Origin of the sequence: Nostoc sp. ATCC 53789 (assembly GCF_009873495.1) — a bacterium.
Taxonomy (GTDB): domain Bacteria; phylum Cyanobacteriota; class Cyanobacteriia; order Cyanobacteriales; family Nostocaceae; genus Nostoc; species Nostoc muscorum_A.
On the sequence record NZ_CP046703.1, the window covers coordinates 124,099 to 144,116 of the forward strand.

The following is a 20,018-nucleotide window of genomic DNA, read 5'->3' on the forward strand; positions in this document are numbered from 1 at the left end:
TATCCCTGTTATTTTTGATACAAATTACGAACTTTTAGATGCTAGTCACAGCGGCTTATGATAATGTTCCGGGGCTAATATAAATTAAGCTCCGATAAATTTTTTGAGAAAATAAGAAATTGAACAAAATCAGAGTTTGATAAGGACTAATCGTTTTTCGGGGGTTCTATTCGCTTAAAAACTGGTTGGAATGTACCCAACTGTTGTTTACTAGATAGTATCCCCCATGTCGCATGGGTGGCAAAAGGAGCGGTCACTGAACTTTGTATTTGATCGTTAAAGTCTATTCCAAAGCCCAGTTGTTGATAAATATCGCTACTGATGTTTGGAATAATTGGGGAAAGCAGATAAGCTGCCAGTCTAACTGATTCTAGAACTGCGTAGAGAACTTTTTCCACGGACTCTTGCTGTCCCTGTTTATATAATGACCAAGGAGCTTGTTCATCAATAAACTTATTACTGGCTTGTGCCAGTGAAAGGATAGCGCCGCAGGCTTGACTGAAGGCTAGTTCCTTATATGCTTCTTTCACCTGTTCCCCTAGACGTAAACCTATTGTTTTCAAAGGATTTTCGTCAGGAATTCCTTCATTGCCGATTGATGGAACATTGTTGTCAACGCAGTATTTCTTCACCATGCTCAAGGTGCGATTGAGCAAATTACCTAAATCATTTGCCAAATCTGCATTCAGAACATTAATGAACCTTACTTCATTAAAATCTCCATCTTTGCCAAATTCGATTTCCTTAAGGAAGTAATAACGAACGGCATCACTACCATAGCGTTGAACTAACGAAACAGGATCAAGGGTATTACCCAGACTTTTACCCATCTTTTGACCATCTTTAGTCAAAAAGCCATGCCCAAATACTCTTTCTGGCAAGGGTAAGCCAGCTGACAACAACATTGCCGGCCAATAAACTGCATGGAAGCGCAAAATATCTTTACCAATTAGGTGCAGGTTGATTGGCCACCATGTTTCTAAAGCATTTGCTAAAGTGGGTTCTGCATCTGGTTCGAGTAATGCCGTGACATAACCTAGCAGCGCGTCAAACCAAACATAAAGGGTATGTTTGGGATCAACTGGTACAGGAAAACCCCAATCTAGATTTACCCGTGAAATAGAAAAGTCTTGCAGTCCTTGATTGACAAAGCTGAGGACTTCATTGCGCCGACTTTCTGGTTGAATAAAATCGGGTTTAGATTGATAAAATTCTGTCAGCTTATTTTGATATTTAGATAAGCGGAAAAAATAGTTTTGCTCGTCTCGCCACTCAACTTCTTTGTTAGTATGAATCGGACAACGATGTCCTTCTAGTAGATCGCGTTCTTCTTTGAATTCTTCGCAAGATACGCAATACCAGCCTTGTTGTTGTCCTTGGTAGATATCACCAGATTCCCAGACTCGCTCAAAGAATTCTTTGACGATCGCTTCATGACGAGGTGCAGTTGTCCGACTAAAGCGATCGTATTTAATGTCTAGTAACTGCCACAAACTAACGAAACTGGGGACAACTTCATCGCAAAACTCTTGTGGCGCTTTGCCTAAACTTTCTGCCGATCGCTGAATTTTTTGTCCGTGTTCATCTGTACCTGTAATTAGTAATACCCGATGTCCTAGTAATCTATGAAATCGTGCTACTACATCTGCTGCGATCGTCGTATAAGCACTGCCTATATGGGGGACATCGTTTACATAATATAGTGGTGTTGTCAGTGCAAATGTTTTTTCTGTTTTATTCACTAGATTCATACAAAATAAAAATTAACTTATTAAAACCTTTTGCTTCTTACTTTTGTGGGAAAAACCACGCAATTATACAATAATATTTCCATTTTTTCCAATAACACCTTAATAGTAGCAAATTTATCAGGTCAAAAATTGTTTTGTAATATGTATCTATTCAAATCATTTTTGCCTATATGAGGAAAAGTAACTAATCATAATTTTTTTGAATACTTTCTATTAGAAATTATTGTGATCGAGAATACATAATGCAGAATGCAGAAAACTTAGCTGGTTTTGTAGATCAGATATTTCTATCTTAAGACGGTCATGGCAGTAGTAAAGAAATGTAAAAATTAAGTTAAGATAAACCGCCATATTTACCGGAAAAATATATTGATTAGGTATGAGTCGAAATAGCCCCCTAGAGATTTCTCGCGCTTTGGTGGCGGCACTCTCAACACAAATGTTTCGCTATTATGAGGATCGCATTCCCCAGGATGCTAGCGTTTTGGTAGTCAGCAATCACCGCAGCTTCATGGATGCACTGATATTAATGGCGGCGTTATCAAGTCCGATTCGCTTTGCTTGCCATCACTATATGGGACAAGTGCCAGTAATGCGGGAGATTGTCACCGATCAATTGGGGTGTTTTCCTTTGGAGGAAACTCAAAACCGCCAACAAAGCTTTTTTTCGCAGTCGCAGTTGCTATTGCAGTCTAAGCAGATGGTGGGAGTATTTCCAGAAGGGACTGCACCAATGGTGAAATTTACTCAGCCAAACCAGGTGGGTGAGTTTCAACGGGGATTTGCCCATTTAGCATTGCGAGCGGATGTGCAGGATTTAGCAATTTTGCCGATCGCGATCGCTTCCCTAGAAGAGGTAAACACGAATGGTTTTCCCTTAAGGCTTTTGAGTGTATTTGACCCTTCAGAACCTTTATTTAATCAAGCTGGTTGGCATCCTTTGGTAATTTATCGTCGGGTTGCGGTGTTAATCGGTCGCCCTTATTGGATAACACCCCAACATCAAAAAAAATATCACGGGAAACAAGCCAGAACTGTTGTGGCTGAACTGACAGAACACTGTCATGGTGAAATTAGCCATTTACTGCGTCAAGGTTGCTATTAGAGCTATTCGATTTTGGATTTTGGATTGTCGGAACAATTAACAGTTCAAAAGTTTTATACCATTGACTAATGACCATTGACCAATGACCAATGACTATCTCTGAAGTTGAGTTAAAGCCTTGTTTCCTGACTCCTAAACGAGTACAGCCAGAGTATCCGCTATTGGTATATTTACCGGGAATGGATGGAACAGGTCAATTATTGCGATCGCAGACTGCTGGATTAGAAACTGGCTTTGATGTCCGTTCTTTGGCACTCCCCCGGAAAGACCTTAACACTTGGGATGTGCTAACAAAAAGTGTATTGGACTTGATCGACGCTGAATTAGAAAAAAGCTCTCACAGGTCAGTTTACTTGTGTGGTGAGTCCTTTGGTGGTTGCTTGGCAATGAAAGTAGCGATCCAAGCACCCCATTTATTTAAGCGAACTATCTTAATTAACCCAGCTTCGTCCTTTCGTCTTCGCCCTTGGTTGAGTTGGGCATCTCAACTTACTTACCTAGTGCCATCAGAATTGTATGATGTTGGCGCACTGGGGTTGTTGCCGTTTTTGGCATCTTTGCCTCGCATTTCTCGGAGCGATCGCCATGAACTGCTGAAAACCATGCGTTCTGTACCAGCAGAAACTGTTCTGTGGCGATTGTCTTTACTGCGAGAGTTTGAAGTTGATGAGGAAAAGTTAAGTCGCTTAACTCAACCAGTTTTGTTAATTGCTGGTGGTAGCGATCGCCTTTTGCCTTCTGTAACAGAAGTGAAGCGGATAGGGAATATCTTACCAAATAACAAGATTGTGGTGCTGCCTGAATGCGGACATGCTTGCTTGCTAGAGCAAGATATTAATCTCTATGAAATTCTTAAGGATAACGACTTTTTAGAAAATAATTCTGATATAAGTACAAGGCTAGAGGTGAGAGGATAGGGTGAGCGCCCTGCTCCTAAAAAGAAATTAAAATAAACAAACTGCTTTTCTACGCCGGAATTATTTCTCATCTGGAAACAGACTGGAGACTCAAATGACCCCAGCAGCCATCGCTATACCCCGTCAGGAATCACCCCTCTTGTTTGAGGGACTGACTTGGAGAGAATTCAAAGCAGTTGAGCAGTTGCTAGACCGTCCAGGATATAGGCTCTCTTTCCTGAATGGAGTTTTGGAGATCCGAAGAATGCCTGGAGAACCACACGAAACCGTTAAGAAAAGAATTGCTGCATTAGTGGAACTTTACTTGCTTGCGGCTGGGTTTGACTTTATTCCCACTGGCTCAATGACCTTGGAAAGTGAAGTGGGTGCTGTCAAGCGTGAGGCGGATGAATCTTATAAACTGGCTCCAGATCGAGTGCGTCCCGATCTGGTGATTGAAGTGGCGTTTACAAGTGGCGGTATCGACAAGCTGGAGGCATATAAGCGGCTCTTGATTCCAGAAGTGTGGTTTTGGGAAGATGGTGTGTTAGAAGTTTATCACCTGCGGAAAGAGGACAAGGCACTTCACTATGAGAGGGTTTCCAGTAGTGAGGAGGTCAAAGGAATCGATCTGGATTTGTTGTTACGTTGCATTCTTATGGTGAATCATGTGGATGCCATCAAGACTTTTCAGCAGGCGCTGCAAAAATAGCTGGCGATCTGCTTTAATTTCTAATTGTGTGATGCCTGCGGCAACCCAGAAGAAAATAGTTAATCTTCAACTGATATTTACGTTTATAGAGAGATGTAGAGCCGCTCATAATTCGCTACAAGTTTAGAAAGAGGCTTTACAGCATGGTGTCAAGTAATGGCAGACAAATCCCCACAAGAAATAGTAGTGAATAAATCAGTTAATTCACCTAATGAAACTTCAGAAATAGAGATCCAGGCTCAATCATCAGTAGAAAATGAACCGTCTGTATTAGAGTCTTTTGTTCAAACTGTTGCTCAAACTGGCAAAGCAGTTTTAGATACAGCATTAGAGGTAGGAGAAGCGACAGCGAAACAAACACACAAGTTAATTGAGCAAACAACTCAAACCAGTGGTCAGGTTGTGAATCGCCTCAGCGAAAATTGGTTGATTAGAAAACTATCTGGAGTATTAAATCTAAATTGGCTAATTGGTACTACTGATGCTGTTGATTTGGAAAAAGCAGAAGCTGCGGTAAACAAGCTCAAACAAAAGTATCCAAATGAATCACCTAGTGAGATTGCTCACCGAATCATGGTGGAAAAAGCGACTCAAGCAGGCACTGTTGGACTAGCCACTAGTATTTTGCCAGGAGTAGCAATTGCATTGTTGGCAATTGATTTAACAGCGACAACAAAATTGCAGTCAGAAATGCTTTATCAAATTGCATTTGACTACGGACTAGATTTAAAAGATCCTGCCCGTAAAGGAGAAGTCTTAGCAATTTTTGGTCTGGCTTTGGGTGGAGGTCGTCTTTTGAAAGCTGCGGGATTAGGATTACTGCGAAATGTGCCTTTAGCGGGTGCTGCGATCGCAGCTAGTTCAAATGCAACAATGATCTATTCATTGGGTTATGCTGCTTGTCGATTTTACGAAGCCAAGCTAGATGAATCAACTTCCCTAGCATCGCCACAGACTCTGGCAACATTAAAAGCAGAAAGTGAAAAGTATCTCGAAAGTGCGATCGCTCAAGAAGCCGTCATGGATCAAATCTTAGTTCACATGATTCTGGCTAGCCATCCAGATAAGACTTTGGAAGAAATTTTGCCAGAATTACAAGCTGTAAAACTCAGTCCTACCTCGTTGGATGCCATTGCCCAAAATATCAAATCACCTAAGTCTTTAGATATACTGCTCAATCAGCTGAATCGTGATTTTGCTATACCCTTGCTCGTTCAGTGTGAAAAAATTGCCCAGCTTGACAATAAGACTACACCTCTAGAGCAAGAAGTAATAGCAGCGATCGCCAGAAAATTTAACATTGATACAACAATTGGGGCATAGGGAATGGGGAATAGGGAATAGGGGATAGGGAATAGGGAATAGGGAATAGGGAATGAAGGAGGACGTAAAAGAATCTGACTTTTCACGGCATCTGGAAAACCTCTCTCTAAATCTCTCTCCTAAGAGGAGAGAGACTTTGAATTTTCCCCCTTCCCGCGTCGGGAAGGGGGTTAGGGGGTTAGGTTTTTGGTGGATTTTTCCACATAACGCGAAAAGTCAGGTAGAAGAATGGAGATCATAGCTTCATTAACGAGGATAAAAGACTCGTTAACGGAGTTCTGAGGTGGATTCACGAGGATAAAAGACTCGTTAACGGAGTTCTGAGGTGGATTAACGAGTATAAAAGACTCGTTAATGAGTACTACTTGCACTAATTCACTAAATTATAGCTACCGCTCCCTGCTCCGCAATGCCCAATGCTTCATGCCCCATGCCCAATACCCATTCCCCTCATCCTGAAACAAGAATTTTGAGCAATACTGGTACAGGAAGGAATATTTACATAAAATCCCAAAATGACAATTCAACCTAGTGATAAGCCTTTGCTAGAGTGGGCAGGCGATAGTTTGGCAATAGGATTATTTGAAGATGCAGTCGAGTTAACCGGAGAACTAGCAACTTTAGATCAAAAGTTTTCCGGGGTCTTAAAAGAACTAATTGCGGAAGAAGAATTTAAAGGTAAAGCCAACAGTACAATTTTCACTCGTGTGAATCCTGGTAGCCCAGTACGTAAATTGATTCTGGTAGGATTGGGTAAACCAGATACACTAAAACTCGACACTTTGAGACGCGCTGCTGCTGCGGTAGCCAGAGTCGCAAAAAAGCAGAAAAGCAAAATTTTGGGATTTAGTTTCCCATTATGGAATAACGATCCAGCCGCAAGCGCCCAAGCGATCGCAGAAGGTGTTGAATTAGCACTTTATCAGGATATTCGTTTTAAATCAGAACCAGAAGATAAAGGTTCGCAAATAGAAAGCATCGATTTACTAGGTTTCGGTGGACAAGAAGCAGCCATAACCCTCGCCAATCAAATCGTTTCCGGGGTAAATTTGGCACGGGAGTTAGTGGCAGCACCAGCCAATGCGGTAACACCAATTACTTTAGCCGAAACTGCCCAAGCGATCGCTAAAGACCACGGTTTACAAGTAGAAATTCTCGAAAAAGAAGACTGTGAAAAGTTGGGTATGGGTGCTTTTTTGGGAGTATCGCAAGGTTCCGAGTTGCCACCTAAATTTATTCACCTGACTTACAAACCAGAAGGTACACCGAAAAAGAAACTAGCAATTATTGGCAAAGGTGTAACCTTTGATTCCGGCGGACTGAATATTAAAGGTGCTGGTAGCGGCATCGAAACCATGAAAATGGATATGGGCGGTGCAGCTGCTACCTTGGGGGCGGCAAAAGCAATTGCTCAAATTAAGCCAGATGTTGAAGTTCACTTTATCTCGGCGGTAGCCGAAAACATGATTAGCGGTCGCGCCATGCACCCTGGAGACATTCTCACAGCGTCAAACGGCAAAACAATCGAAGTGAACAACACCGACGCAGAAGGACGTTTAACCCTTGCAGATGCCTTGGTGTATGCTGACAAATTAGGGTTGGATGCGATCGTGGATTTAGCCACCCTAACCGGTGCTAACGTCATTGCCTTGGGTGATGATATTGCTGGTTTGTACACTCCCGATGATGACGTAGCTTCCCAGATCGAAAAAGCTGCCCAAACTTCAGGGGAAAAGATTTGGCGGATGCCAATGGAAGAAAAATATTTTGAAGGGCTAAAGTCTGGGATTGCGGACATGAAAAATACAGGGCCGCGTCCAGGTGGTGCCATTACTGCTGCTCTTTTCCTCAAGCAATTTGTCAAAGAAACCCCTTGGGCGCACATAGATATTGCTGGCCCAGTGTGGGCAGATAAAGAAAATGGCTACAACGGCGCAGGAGCAACCGGCTACGGCGTTCGGACGCTAGTTAACTGGGTGTTGGGGATTGAAGAGTAGGAAATAGGAGGCAGGGGAGCAGGGGACAAGGGGAGAAGGGGGAATGGCACGCTTGAAAAGCTGAAACCTCCTTGCTGGCATGGTGTGGGAGGTGTGGGAGGTGTGGGAGGCAATGCAGCATTTGTTGATATGCAGTTATTCAATTTCTCCTCTTTCTCCCCACACTTCCCACACTCCCCCCACTCCCCACACTTCCCCCACTCCCCACACTCAAAAAGCAAGTTATATCAGGGCTTTGCGATTAACAAGCGTGCCATTCGGGACAAGAGGTGAGAACTTGAAACAAGTCTTTCCCCTTGTCCCCAATTCTCCTTGTCCCCAAGTCCTCTTCCCAATTCCCCATTCCCCATGCCCCATGCCCAATGCCCAAATTCGTGCTATCTTGAGCTTGCCAGCAAAAATTGTTGCAATAGTAACAGAAGTAATTTGGCAGTCAGAAAGTTAAGCTTTTTCGGCAAAGCCATCTGGTAAAATTTATAAGGTTTCTAAAAGCTCTGAGCAATGGGATCGACTCGCGTACGGATCGCAATTGACGCAATGGGAGGGGATCACGCACCCGGTGAAATCGTTGCTGGCGCACTGCGAGCAAAGGAAGAATTGGGTGTAGAAGTATTACTTGTTGGTGATCCCCAACAAATAGAAGCTGCCTTGCCGCCAAAAACGAATTTAGCGCAGGTGGAGATCGTTCCTGCTGAGGAAGCGATCGCAATGGATGAGGAGCCTTTAAATGCGGTTAGACGCAAACGCAAGGCTTCTATCAATGTGGCAATGGATTTAGTCAAGCAGCAAAAGGCAGATGCCGTATTTTCTGCCGGTCATTCTGGGGCAGCTATGGCATCGGCTTTGCTTCGCTTAGGGCGATTGCCGGGAATTGATCGTCCAGCAATCGGGACTGTTTTTCCGACAATTGTTGCTGGTAAGCCAGTGTTGGTTCTTGATGTTGGCGCAAATGTAGATTGCCGCCCGAAGTTTTTAGAGCAGTTTGCCGTCATGGGATCGGCTTATAGTCAGTATGTCTTAGGTACAACTGAACCGAAAGTGGGTTTGTTGAATATCGGTGAAGAAGACTCTAAAGGCAATGATGCAGCCGTCCGCGCCCATCAACTGCTCCGCGAAAATTCTCAAATTAATTTTATTGGCAATGCCGAAGGGCGTGATGTGCTTTCCGGTCACTTCGATGTAATTGTCTGCGATGGCTTTGTGGGCAATGTACTGTTAAAATTTGCCGAAGCAGTTGGAGAAGTGATTCTGCAAATTCTGCGGGAAGAATTACCTCAAGGATTGCATGGTCAAATCGGTTCAGCAATCTTAAAACCAAACCTGAAGCGAGTTAAGCAACGCATGGATCATGCAGAACACGGTGGTGCTTTGTTGTTAGGCGTGGCAGGAGTTTGTTTTATCGGTCACGGTAGCTCACAAGCACCTTCAATTTTCAATGCTATTCGCATGGCTAAAGAAGCTGTTGACAACCAGGTGCTACAACGAATTCAGTCCCAATATATCCTAGAGCGCGAAAGCGGTTAGTCATTAGTCATTAGTCATTAGTCATTTGTCAAAGACAACTGACACAGGACAAATGACACAGGACAAATGACAAAGGACAAATGACAAAGGACAAAAGCTGATAGCTTGGGAGATTAGGAGTGGAAAACTTAGGCATAGCAATTACCGGAAGTGGCTCGGCAGTACCAGCAACTTCCCTACACAACCAGACATTGACTGAACTAGTTGAAACATCAGACGAGTGGATTGCCACAAGAACGGGAATTCGCCAACGACGATTAGCGGTGTCATCTGAGTCCTTAAGTGGACTAGCTGCTGCCGCCAGTAGTCGCGCGATCGCAGCTTCAGGAATTAGACCAGAAGACCTAGACCTGATTTTGCTAGCGACTTCCACCCCTGATGATTTGTTTGGTAGTGCTTGTCAAGTACAGGCTCAATTAGGAGCTACCAACGCAGTCGCCTTTGACTTGACAGCAGCCTGCTCTGGCTTTGTGTTTGGTCTGGTTACAGCAGCCCAATACATTAGAACAGGTGTCTATAAAAATGTACTGTTGATAGGGGCAGATATCCTCTCTCGCTGGGTAGATTGGCAAGATCGTCGCACTTGTGTATTATTCGGCGATGGTGCAGGAGCAGTAGTATTACAGGCTTCTAAAAGCGATCGCTTATTAGGATTTGCCCTTAAAAGTGATGGTACTCAAAACCATCACCTTAACCTTGCTTATGCAGCAACTTCCCAAGAATTACTCCCCGGTGTAAATATCACTAAAGGTACTTATCAACCTATTACCATGAACGGCAAAGAAGTCTACCGCTTTGCTGTGCAAAAAGTGCCAGAAATTATAGATAAAGCCTTATTTCAAGCTAACCTCAAAGTTGACCAAATAGATTGGCTAGTGTTACATCAAGCTAATCAGCGCATTATAGATGCCGTTGCTCAACGCCTAAATATCCCAGAACATAAAATCATAAGTAATCTCGCCCAGTATGGTAATACCTCTGCTGCTTCCATTCCGTTAGCTTTGGATGAAGCAGTGCGACAAGGTAAAATTAAACCCAATGACATCGTTGCGACATCCGGCTTTGGTGCCGGTCTTACTTGGGGCGCGGCAATCTTTCAATGGGGAAGATAAATATTTTGTCATTTGTCATTAGTCATTTGTGAATGACCAATGACCAATGACAAATGACCAATGACCACTGACTATTGACAAATGACAAAAACTGCATGGGTGTTTCCCGGACAAGGTTCCCAAGCGCTGGGAATGGGAATGGATTTATTAGATATACCGTCTGCCAAAGACAAGCTTGCCAAAGCTGAGGATATTTTGGGCTGGTCTGTAACTGAAATTTGTCAAACTCAAGAAGAGAAGTTATCACAGACGCTATATACTCAGCCAAGTCTTTATGTGATAGAAAGCATTCTTGCCGATCTTCTCCGAGAACGAGGACACCAGCCAGATTTAGTTGCTGGTCACAGTTTGGGGGAATATACTGCTCTTTATGTAGCGGGTGTCTTTGAGTGGTCGGCTGGTTTATATCTAGTAAAGCGTCGTGCAGAACTCATGGATAATGCCGTCGGTGGGATGATGGCAGCTTTGATGAACTTTGACCGCGAACAGTTGGAAAAAGTCATTGCCCAAACGCCTGATGTGGTTCTAGCAAATGATAATAGTTCGGCTCAGGTGGTAATTTCAGGCACGACTGAGGCTGTACAAGCAGTGATGACTCAAGTTAAAGCCAAGCGTGCTATTCCCCTAAAAGTTTCTGGAGCATTTCACTCACATTTAATCGCACCAGCAGCTGCGGAATTCCAAGACATTTTAGAATCTGTGGAATTTCAACCAGCTACTGTGCCAGTCTTATCTAATGTAGAACCAATTCCGTCTATTGATGCCGAGATTTTAAAGCAGCGCCTCAACAAACAAATGACCGGTTCTGTAAGGTGGCGAGAAATTTCTTTGCAATTACCAGCTAACGGTATCCAGCGAGTAGTAGAAGTTGGCCCAGGTAAAGTCTTAACTGGCTTGATTAAACGTAGTAGCCCTGATTTGATTTTACAAAATATCCAGAGTGCTACTGATTTACCTGTTGCTGTTGAATCTTTTTAGCTTTTAGAGGTAGGGTGACAACAAATTCTGCACCCAATCCTTGTGTGGAATTACAATTAAGTTCACCTTCATGCAGTTCAGTCACAATTTGATAGCTGATAGTTAAACCTAATCCAGATCCTTTACCCACATTTTTAGTTGTAAAAAAGGGGTCAAATAACCTTGTTATAATTGTGTCTGGAACTCCAAGACCATTATCTGCAATGGAAATCATGATTTGGTTTTCAGATACCAAGCAAGTATGAATCCAAATTGTGTTGGGATGCGAAGCAATTTCTGTAGGCGTGCGCTGCTGATTTGCATCTTCTAAGGCATCAATAGCATTAGACAGAATATTCATAAATACCTGATTGAGTTGTCCAGGGTAGCAGATCGCCGGAGGCAATTTACCATAGTTTTTTAGCACTTCTATTGCTGGACGGTGTGGTTGATCTTTCAGACGATGTTGCAAAATCAATAACGTACTATCAATGCCCTCATGAATATCAACAGCCTTAAATTCAGCTTCATCTAAACGGGAGAAATTGCGGAGTGATAGCACAATTTCGCGTATGCGATTGGTGCCAATTTTCATCGAAGACAGCATCTTGGGTAGATCATCTCGAATAAATTCCAGATCAACTTCTTTAGCCTCAGTTTGAATTTCAGCGACTGGATTGGGATAGTGATACTGATACAGTTGAATAAATTCCAACAAATCTTGGGCATAATTTTGTATATGGGTGAGGTTGCCGTGAATGAAGTTGACAGGATTATTAATCTCATGTGCCACACCTGCCACCAGTTGCCCCAGGGCTGACATTTTTTCACTCTGGATCATCTGGGCTTGAGTCCGACGTAGTTCTTCAAGTGTCTTTTGTAACGTTGTTGTTCGCTCCTCAACCCGTAGCTCTAACGCATTGTTTACCTGTTCTAATTGAATGAAAGAAGTCTTTAACTGACTTGCCATACTGTTGAAAGAACTAGCAAGTCCTCCCAGTTCATCCTGTCGCGTGGTATCAAGAGCGATCGCAAAATCACCGTTAGCAAGTTGGTTACTAGCGGCGGTTAATTGCTGGAGGGGTTTAGCGATTTCTTGGTGCAACACCGACAAGAGCAACAACACTTCAACCAGCAGCGCCACTGCACCAGAAATTAAGATAAATTGAGCCATATCCCATGCTTCTCCCGATAGCAGTGATTTGGGATAGACTGTGACAAAATACCAATCTGGGCCTTGTAAGCGAGTCACTGCTAAGTATTCACGGTCTTGGCTATTTTCCAGGACGTGGGTTTTGGATTTAGTGGTTGTCACTAGCTGAAAAATGCGGTTGAGATGAGGATCGTTGATTGTATCGATTTTTAATTGACCCTGAGCTTGCTGAATTTCCGCAGTGCGTTGGGGGTGGACAATTAAACGACCGTCTGAGCGAAAAATTAGATTGTAGGTGCCCGATAATTGATCCTGGATCGTATGCTCCATCAAATCGGTTAAGACCACATCATGTCCTACAACGCCCAGGAAGCGATCGCCATCATAAACAGGTACACTTGCCGAAATCATCCAGACTTTAACACTGAGATCGAGATAAACACCTGTCCACTTCGGCGATCGAGACGGGTTATGCTGAGGATCGGCAATATAGAAAAATTCCTCTTTCGGCATATAGAAATCAGGCGGTGTCTCCAACAAGATCGGCATACCTTTCCAATAGGTTGTCGTTGCATTTTCTCGTCTCACGAAATAAGTATCAACAAACTGATTAGACCAAGCAGATCCGTAGGCACTAATCAGCGTGTTAGCCGTTAGTAGTTGCTGCTTTAGTTCTTTAGTAATTTGCACATTTTGACCAATGAACGATCCAGCATATCGAGTAGAATCAAAGTCTTTGCGCGGTCGATTTTGGGGAAAATTGCGTTTAGTACCATCGTTCCAGGAAAAATATTGCCGCTCAAATTCAGCCTGGAAATCATTAGTGGGTTGCTTGAATTCCTGCAAAAGGCGATCGCGCAGCAAAGTGAGGTTATCCTGTGCAAGTTTAAAGATGTTGCTTTCATACTGTCCTCGAGCGCTGATGTACTTTTCTAGCTGGACTTGGGTCTGGGCTTCCAAGCGGGACATGACATGGATATAGCTCACCCCAGCAGAGACGAGTACCACCACAGTTACTCGCAATGCCATATTGATTAGTGTTTTGTAGGTAAGTGAGGTAGGGCGATTCTTAACGAAACGGACAAACCTAAAAAGCAACTGTTTCTGAAGTGTTTGTCTAAATTGGGTAAGCATAAAGCAGAGATAAATATTTAGGCTGAAGATTTCCTGAAAGTTCGTATGGATGTATCTGCTACATCGGTAGCTGGATCACAAATTCAGTACCTTCGTCTGGTGTAGAATCTACCTTAATTACTCCGCCATGTTTTTCTACAACGATTTGACGAGCGATCGCTAATCCTAATCCCGTACCTTTACCCACAGCTTTTGTAGTAAATAAGTGGTCAAAAACCTTTTCTTGCACTTCTTCACTTATCCCATTGCCATTATCAGCGATCGCAATTTTCACCCCTTTATTTTCTACCGAGGTTTTAATTGTAATTCGGTTGGGATTTTTCTTAATCTCCTCAAAAGTCCGTCCCCTATTTGATTCATCTAGCGCATCAATGGCATTTGCCAGAATATTCATAAATACCTGATTTAATTGCCCAGGAAAACATTTAATCTGGGGCAAATTACCGTAATTAGTGACCACTTCAATTTCTGGACGTTCTTCATTAGCTTTCAGACGATGTTTGAGAATTAAAATAGTGCTGTCAATACCTTCGTGGATATTAAACGGCACTTTGTAATCTTTATCAGCACGGGAGAAAGTCCGAAGACTGGTGCTGATGTTGCGGAGGCGATCGCACGCCATAGTCATGGAATCAATGATCTTGGGTAAGTCTGATAAACTATAATCCAAGTCAATATCTTCGGCATGGTCTTTAATTTTATCGCTGGGATTTGGTAGACTTTCTTGATATAGTTTTAAGTGTTCAAAAATATCTGCAATAGTGGGTTTAGTTTGTTGGAGACTGGCATAAATAAAGCCCAAAGGATTATTCATTTCATGGGCTACCCCAGCAACCAAATTACCTAATGCAGACATTTTTTCACTTTGAACAACTTGTAATTGTGCTTGTTGTAAGTCTTGTAATGCTTGCCCAGCTTGTTGATAAAGTCGAGCATTCTCTAGAGATATTGCAGCTTGAGATGAAAGAAGGTTAATGACGCTGAGGCGATCGTTAGTAAAAACTCCTTGAGTCAAGCTATTTTCTAAATATAGAATACCTACCAAATATCCTTGATTAATAATCGGGACACACAACACACTCTGAGGTTGATGTTCCAACATATACTTCCCAATTACCCCAGGAATATCTGTTTTGCAATTGTCTATAACAATTGTTTTTTGAGTATTTTTGACATAATTGATAATTTTTACGGGAATATCTTGACAATTATCTAGTAATTGTGAATTGAGGATAGTTTGTATTTCTTCATGCTCGATAAAGGTAATTGCTTTAACTTCCCAAGTGTCCTCCTCTTGGGGAAGAATTAGTACAACTTTTTTCGCGCCAGAGTTTTCTAGGATAATGCGAGTGAGGCTGGCAATGAGTTGATCTGATTTTAGAGAACTGGAAATAGCTTGAGCAGCTTTGAAAACACAGGTAAAATCCAGAACATCAGCAATACTAGTGCTGCCAGTACTAGAAGATGAGGCTGTACCACGAAAAGCAATGGTTTCTAAGGGATTGAGATTGATTCGTTGGTGTTGCAAGATGGGTTTGAGTAGTTGGGGATAAGTTTTTTCTAGGTGATTAACTTTGGCTTTGGCTCCCCAACGGGCGTAGCAGTAGTATGCTTCTTGTATATAGACTTGGGCGATTTTTTCTTTACCCCAGTCGAGGTAGAATTTGGCTGCTAGTTCGTTGCTAAGTGCTTCTTCTTGAATGTAGGCGTTTTCTTTGGCAAGAGATATGGCGCGATCGTACAATTCTATTGCTTCGATTTTTTGTCCTAATATCCGAAACCTTTCAGCTTCTACCAAGTTGCATTTGTGGGCATAATTCTCTGGCGCACTTTCTGCCCATTTTTTGAGTTTTTTATGAGCTTCTGCTACTCGTTCAATAATTATTTTTTGTTCAGCTGCTGAGCAGTCTTTATATAAGGCTAAATTAGTCAAAGCCTCATAAAAATAAAAGGTTGGAATTAGCACTAATCCAGTCACGCTGGTTAAATATTTCTCGACAATATCAGCATTTTTTAGTGCTTCTTGATAGTTGCCAAAGAGATAACACAAAAGCAATTTACAAAAATGAAGTTGACAAATAATGCTAGTTTGATTGGCAGCTTGATGCAGAGGCAACATTGCGACTTCATCATAAACTTCGCCAATTAAAAAACAAGGATTATCTGACATTCCCAACAAATTCACAACTGATTGATAATAGATTCTATTGAAATTCAAATAGGTAGTTTGCTTAAACTGGTGCATAATTGCGCCATAGTTTCCCATAGCTTGGGCTAATTCCTCTAAACCGTAACCACTTAAATAGGCGTATCTGCCAAAAACATAGGCAGACATTACAGCATATTCAATATCTCCAGTTTCTAAACCACTTGTATAGGCTTGTAAAAGAGGATTTAAAGTATCTTTAAGAGGCGATTTCCAATGTCGAATAAAACAATTTACTGCAAATAGAGTTTTTGATTTAACTTTGAAAGCATTTAAACGTTCAAGTAACAGTAATGCCATTTCCCCAAATTCATATCCTGTATCAATTTCTCCTAAAACACCGCAGAGTATAAGTCCATAGCTAGCATAAGCATAGGTAGATTCTGGAGCATTACCATAGAGGATTGACAATTGAACTTGTTTAAATACAATTACTCGAAACAATGGGGGATTTGCTTGGTAAGCTGCTGACATAATGCTTGACAAAATTCGCATTGCTGCCAGAATATTCTCATCCGTCATTTTTGGCAGTTCTAGTAAATCCATCACTGCTTTATCTGCCAAAAGACATTTTGTTTGTTCTAGTTCAGAGTTGATATCAGTTTGATTGACTTGTTGAGGCAATTCCACTCCGATTGATTGAAGAACAGTCAGTGCAATTTGCAAAGCATTCTTGTGCTGTGCCTGTGCCATGTAAGCTTGAATTTTGACATTGTAGACAGGAATTTGTTCGAGGAGGGTTTTTGCTTGTTGTCGAACTACAGTTGCATAGCTTTCCATGCGTTCAAAGTCACCACTCAGACAAAGTACTTCTGTAATGGATTGATATAGTAATAGTGTTAGCTCGTACTGGCTATACCAACTCTCATCAGGTAAAAGTTCTAAACCTATGCTTAAATATTCAACTGCTAATGTATAAGCAGTTGCCAATTGTGCTTTTCTACCTGCTTTTAAATTCAATTTGAGGAGTTGTTCTCGTTCAATTGGATCAATAATCAGTATTAATGCAATATTTAGCTGATTAACAATTTCAAAAAGTTTTTCTTCTTTTTGGATTTCAGATGTGTTTTGAAGTAATAGCTTACCTATTTGTAGATGGGTAGCTTTTTTCTGTTCTTCAGGAATAAGAGAGTATGCAGCTTCTTGGACGCGATCGTGTAAAAATTTATAGTTAACAATTTCCGAATTTTCTTCAGCAATCGCTTGACTTCCCTCACTAAGATAAAATTTATAGACCTCGCTAGTAGGTAAAATTAAACCCTCATGCAATGCATTCCACAAATTAGTTGCGGTTTCTGCTTGCGATTGTTCTGAAACAACTGCTAATGTTTTCAAATCAAACTGATTTCCAATACAAGCAGCTAATTTCAAAGCATCTTGAGTGGCTTGTGATAGCTTTCTCAATTGCAATACCATGAATTCAACTACATCAGTTGTGACTGCTAGTTGATTAATTTGTGTGATATCACATTGCCAGTATCCCTCTGTTAAGTTGAATCTAATTAGCCCATCCTGGTATAATGATTTAAGAAATTGAGTACAAAAAAATGGATTTCCAGAAGTTTTTTGATAGACTATTTTTGAAATTGGTAACGCTAAATTATCTGAACATTTAAGCGTTGCAGCAATTAATTGATTCACATCTCCTTGACTTAATAATGCTAAAGTAATTGTGTTAATAATTGCTGCTGTTTTTTGCATCTCACTAACAGTCAACATCAACGGATGCACTGGATTTACTTCATGATCTCGATAAGCACCAATTAATAAAAGATACTTTGTATTAGCCATTAATAACTGCATTAATTTCAGTGATGCCAAATCAGCCCACTGCAAATCATCTAAAAATATTACTAATGGATGTTCAACGCTAGTGAAAACTTGAGTAAATTTTTGAAATAATAAATTAAATCTATTTTGTGATGCGCTTCCTGATAATTCTATGGCTGGCGTTTGTTTACCAATAATTCTTTCTAATTCGGGAATCACTTCAATAATTACTTGTCCATTTTCACCTACAGCTTCTAAAATTTTGATTTTCCATTGCTGAATTTGAGCATCACTTTCTGTTAATAATTGACCCATTAAATTTCGGAATGCTTGTACAAAGGCGATAAACGGAACATTCCGTTGAAATTGGTCATATTTACCTTTGATAAAATAACCGCGTTGGCGCACTATCGGTTTATGAACTTCGTTAACAACGGCAGTTTTACCAATGCCTGAAAAACCGGCTACCAGAATCATTTCAGTTGCACCTGTGCCAACTCTTTCAAAGGCTTCAAGGAGGGTGGCTATTTCGGCTTCTCGTCCATATAGTTTGTCGGGAATAATAAAGCGATCGCACACATCACTTTGGGCAATTTCAAAGTTATCAATTCTGCCAGTTGCTTTTAGCTGATGTAAACATTTCTCCAAATCAAATTTTAATCCTAATGCACTCTGATAGCGATCTTCAGCATTTTTCATCATCAATTTTATGACAATATCTGAAATCACTTGTGGAATTTCCTCGCTTTTGATTTTTTCTGGAACCTTTGCAATATGACAATGCAGCAACTCCATTGGATCGTTTGATTTAAATGGTAATCTTCCAGTTAGTAATTCGTAAAAAGTTACACCTAGAGCATAAAAATCAGTTCGATAGTCAATCCCTCGATTCATTCTGCCTGTTTGTTCTGGTGATAAATAACTGAGTGTCCCTTCTAATACATTTGGACTCATCAGCATTTGGGTTTCTCGTGGTAGCAGAGATGCAATACTAAAGTCAATTAATTTAACTTGTTTGGTTTCGGGATTAATTAGAATATTGGCAGGTTTGATATCTTTATGAATAATCCGTTCGCGGTAGAGTATATCTAAGGTATTGCATAGTGCGATCGCAATTCTTAAAAACTCTTGTAAAAAATCGGTATGTCGCGTCTGGTGAGAGGTGAAATAATCTTTAAGAGAAATCCCGCCAAAATCTTCCATTACCAACGCATAGCCATTTTGATACGGTTCCAAGCTGTAGGTTTGGATGATTAGAGGTGAGTTGATATTTTTAGCTATGGTGTACTGATTACGAAACGATAAGAGTTCGCTGAAACTTGGATAAGGATTTTTCAGCAATTTAATCACTACAGGTAATAAGTCAGTTTCTCGATAACCGCGATAAACCACGGTTCGAGAACCGTTGTAGAGTTGTTCGCTAACCTTGTATCCAGAAATACTGACTGTAGTGAGAAACATACTGTTAAATTCTAAGGATTTCTAGATTTAGTGTTCCCCGATGTAAAGCAATTCATCTCTATAGCTTTTTTGCGTTTGATCTGGGTGTTGCGATCGCTTATGCTAAATTCAGTTTGATTTGCATTATCTTCTGTGGACAAAAACCGCGAACCGTTTATCAGTCTGGCACTTTACCACGCCTTTAAATGGTCAGTCGTCAGCCCCATGCTTCACACTTACTTTCGGGGCCAGATTCATGGTACGGAAAATGTCCCCCAATCAGGGCCGCTGTTAATAGTAAGTAATCACGCTAGTTACTTTGACCCGCCGATTGTCTCTAATTGTGTACGTCGTCCTGTGGCGTACATGGCTAAGGAAGAGTTATTTAAAATTCCTGTTTTGGCGCAAGCGATTAAACTGTATGGTGCTTATCCGGTGAGTCGGGGAAGTGCCGATCGCAATGCTATCCGTTCCGCCCTAGAATATCTCGATAAAGGTTGGGCTGTCGGTGTTTTCTTGGAAGGTACTCGCACCCCAGATGGTCGAATCACAGACCCCAAAAGAGGCGCACTGCTGCTGGCTGCGAAAGCAAAAGCCCCAATATTACCAGTAAGTGTCTGGGGTACTGAAAAGATTTTACAAAAAGGCTCGTCTCTACCTCACGCAGTTCCCATCACCGTCAGAATCGGTAACTTGATTGATGCTCCCACTTCCACCAATAAAGAGGAATTGGAGGCGTTGACAGAAAAGTGTGCCTCGGTAATTAACGAGATGCATGATTTAGGACGATGAATCTAGAGATACAACAGATATATGCTTTAGGGAGGTAGCGATCGCCCCTTAACCTCTGTATGTTTAAGGTCAATCTGCTCTAGCAATGACATCAGACTTTGTGCTTAAATGCAACTGCTAGGCAAATCTACCAGCAATTTCACCCT

13 protein-coding genes are annotated in these 20,018 nt (G+C 41.5%); 10 read left to right on the forward strand and 3 right to left on the reverse strand.

The features are described from left to right. Window positions 1-146: 146 nt before the first annotated feature. Window positions 147-1,751, reverse strand: coding sequence for a methionine--tRNA ligase (gene metG, locus GJB62_RS00440; protein WP_114080230.1), 1,605 nt, complete (start codon window positions 1,749-1,751; stop codon window positions 147-149). A 379-nt stretch (window positions 1,752-2,130) separates the two neighbouring features. Here metG and GJB62_RS00445 point away from each other — a divergent pair, with 379 nt between their 5' ends. The 9 genes from GJB62_RS00445 (at window position 2,131) to fabD (ending at window position 11,398) form a co-directional block, all read left to right on the forward strand. After that, window positions 2,131-2,856: a 1-acyl-sn-glycerol-3-phosphate acyltransferase gene (locus tag GJB62_RS00445; protein WP_114080229.1), complete on the forward strand. Its 726-nt coding sequence runs from the start codon at window positions 2,131-2,133 to the stop codon at window positions 2,854-2,856. A gap of 89 nt (window positions 2,857-2,945) precedes the next feature. After that, complete coding sequence (locus GJB62_RS00450; RefSeq protein WP_114080228.1) at window positions 2,946-3,773, forward strand: alpha/beta hydrolase; 828 nt, start codon at window positions 2,946-2,948, stop codon at window positions 3,771-3,773. Window positions 3,774-3,867: 94 nt separating this feature from the next. Beyond that, window positions 3,868-4,464, forward strand: coding sequence for a Uma2 family endonuclease (locus GJB62_RS00455; protein ID WP_114080227.1), 597 nt, complete (start codon window positions 3,868-3,870; stop codon window positions 4,462-4,464). Window positions 4,465-4,620: 156 nt separating this feature from the next. After that, the gene (locus GJB62_RS00460) at window positions 4,621-5,787 is read left to right on the forward strand and encodes an EcsC family protein (RefSeq protein WP_114080226.1); all 1,167 of its coding nucleotides are present in this window, start codon (window positions 4,621-4,623) and stop codon (window positions 5,785-5,787) included. 515 nt (window positions 5,788-6,302) lie between these two features. Further along, complete coding sequence (locus tag GJB62_RS00465) at window positions 6,303-7,784, forward strand: leucyl aminopeptidase (RefSeq protein ID WP_114080224.1); 1,482 nt, start codon at window positions 6,303-6,305, stop codon at window positions 7,782-7,784. A gap of 112 nt (window positions 7,785-7,896) precedes the next feature. Further along, the gene (locus GJB62_RS00470) at window positions 7,897-8,229 is read left to right on the forward strand and encodes a hypothetical protein (RefSeq protein ID WP_159402426.1); all 333 of its coding nucleotides are present in this window, start codon (window positions 7,897-7,899) and stop codon (window positions 8,227-8,229) included. A gap of 56 nt (window positions 8,230-8,285) precedes the next feature. Beyond that, window positions 8,286-9,308: a phosphate acyltransferase PlsX gene (gene plsX, locus GJB62_RS00475; RefSeq protein WP_114080223.1), complete on the forward strand. Its 1,023-nt coding sequence runs from the start codon at window positions 8,286-8,288 to the stop codon at window positions 9,306-9,308. 119 nt (window positions 9,309-9,427) lie between these two features. Next, window positions 9,428-10,420 (forward strand): beta-ketoacyl-ACP synthase 3, encoded by a 993-nt coding sequence (locus GJB62_RS00480; RefSeq protein WP_114080222.1) that lies wholly within the window; start codon window positions 9,428-9,430, stop codon window positions 10,418-10,420. An 81-nt stretch (window positions 10,421-10,501) separates the two neighbouring features. After that, window positions 10,502-11,398 carry an ACP S-malonyltransferase gene (gene fabD, locus GJB62_RS00485; protein ID WP_114080221.1) on the forward strand — a complete coding sequence of 299 codons (897 nt, stop codon included), beginning with the start codon at window positions 10,502-10,504 and terminating at the stop codon, window positions 11,396-11,398. On the opposite strand, the gene GJB62_RS00490 is transcribed toward fabD, so the two are convergent. Together GJB62_RS00490 and GJB62_RS00495 are read right to left on the reverse strand one after the other, a co-directional pair. After that, a complete protein-coding gene (locus tag GJB62_RS00490) occupies window positions 11,364-13,664 on the reverse strand; it encodes an ATP-binding protein (RefSeq protein ID WP_245246056.1) in 2,301 nt (766 codons plus the stop codon). The two genes, fabD and GJB62_RS00490, sit on opposite strands and share 35 nt — an antisense overlap. 58 nt (window positions 13,665-13,722) lie before the next feature. Further along, window positions 13,723-19,101, reverse strand: a complete 5,379-nt coding sequence (locus GJB62_RS00495; RefSeq protein WP_114080219.1) for an ATP-binding sensor histidine kinase — start codon at window positions 19,099-19,101, stop codon at window positions 13,723-13,725. A gap of 132 nt (window positions 19,102-19,233) precedes the next feature. On the opposite strand from GJB62_RS00495, the gene GJB62_RS00500 reads away from it, so the two are divergent. Next, entirely contained in the window at window positions 19,234-19,872 is a 639-nt protein-coding gene (locus tag GJB62_RS00500; RefSeq protein WP_114080218.1) for a lysophospholipid acyltransferase family protein, read from the forward strand. Window positions 19,873-20,018 lie beyond the last annotated feature (146 nt).

Excerpts from the sequence above, each read along its gene's own strand:
- GJB62_RS00460 (WP_114080226.1), top strand. The coding sequence starts at position 4,621 with ATGGCAGACAAATCCCCACAAGAAATAGTAGTGAATAAATCAGTTAAT.
- GJB62_RS00490 (WP_245246056.1), bottom strand. The coding sequence starts at position 13,664 with ATGCTTACCCAATTTAGACAAACACTTCAGAAACAGTTGCTTTTTAGG.
- metG (WP_114080230.1), bottom strand. The coding sequence starts at position 1,751 with ATGAATCTAGTGAATAAAACAGAAAAAACATTTGCACTGACAACACCA.
- GJB62_RS00465 (WP_114080224.1), top strand. The coding sequence starts at position 6,303 with ATGACAATTCAACCTAGTGATAAGCCTTTGCTAGAGTGGGCAGGCGAT.
- GJB62_RS00445 (WP_114080229.1), top strand. The coding sequence starts at position 2,131 with ATGAGTCGAAATAGCCCCCTAGAGATTTCTCGCGCTTTGGTGGCGGCA.
- GJB62_RS00470 (WP_159402426.1), top strand. The coding sequence starts at position 7,897 with ATGCAGCATTTGTTGATATGCAGTTATTCAATTTCTCCTCTTTCTCCC.
- GJB62_RS00455 (WP_114080227.1), top strand. The coding sequence starts at position 3,868 with ATGACCCCAGCAGCCATCGCTATACCCCGTCAGGAATCACCCCTCTTG.
- GJB62_RS00495 (WP_114080219.1), bottom strand. The coding sequence starts at position 19,101 with ATGTTTCTCACTACAGTCAGTATTTCTGGATACAAGGTTAGCGAACAA.
- plsX (WP_114080223.1), top strand. The coding sequence starts at position 8,286 with ATGGGATCGACTCGCGTACGGATCGCAATTGACGCAATGGGAGGGGAT.
- fabD (WP_114080221.1), top strand. The coding sequence starts at position 10,502 with ATGACAAAAACTGCATGGGTGTTTCCCGGACAAGGTTCCCAAGCGCTG.
- GJB62_RS00450 (WP_114080228.1), top strand. The coding sequence starts at position 2,946 with ATGACTATCTCTGAAGTTGAGTTAAAGCCTTGTTTCCTGACTCCTAAA.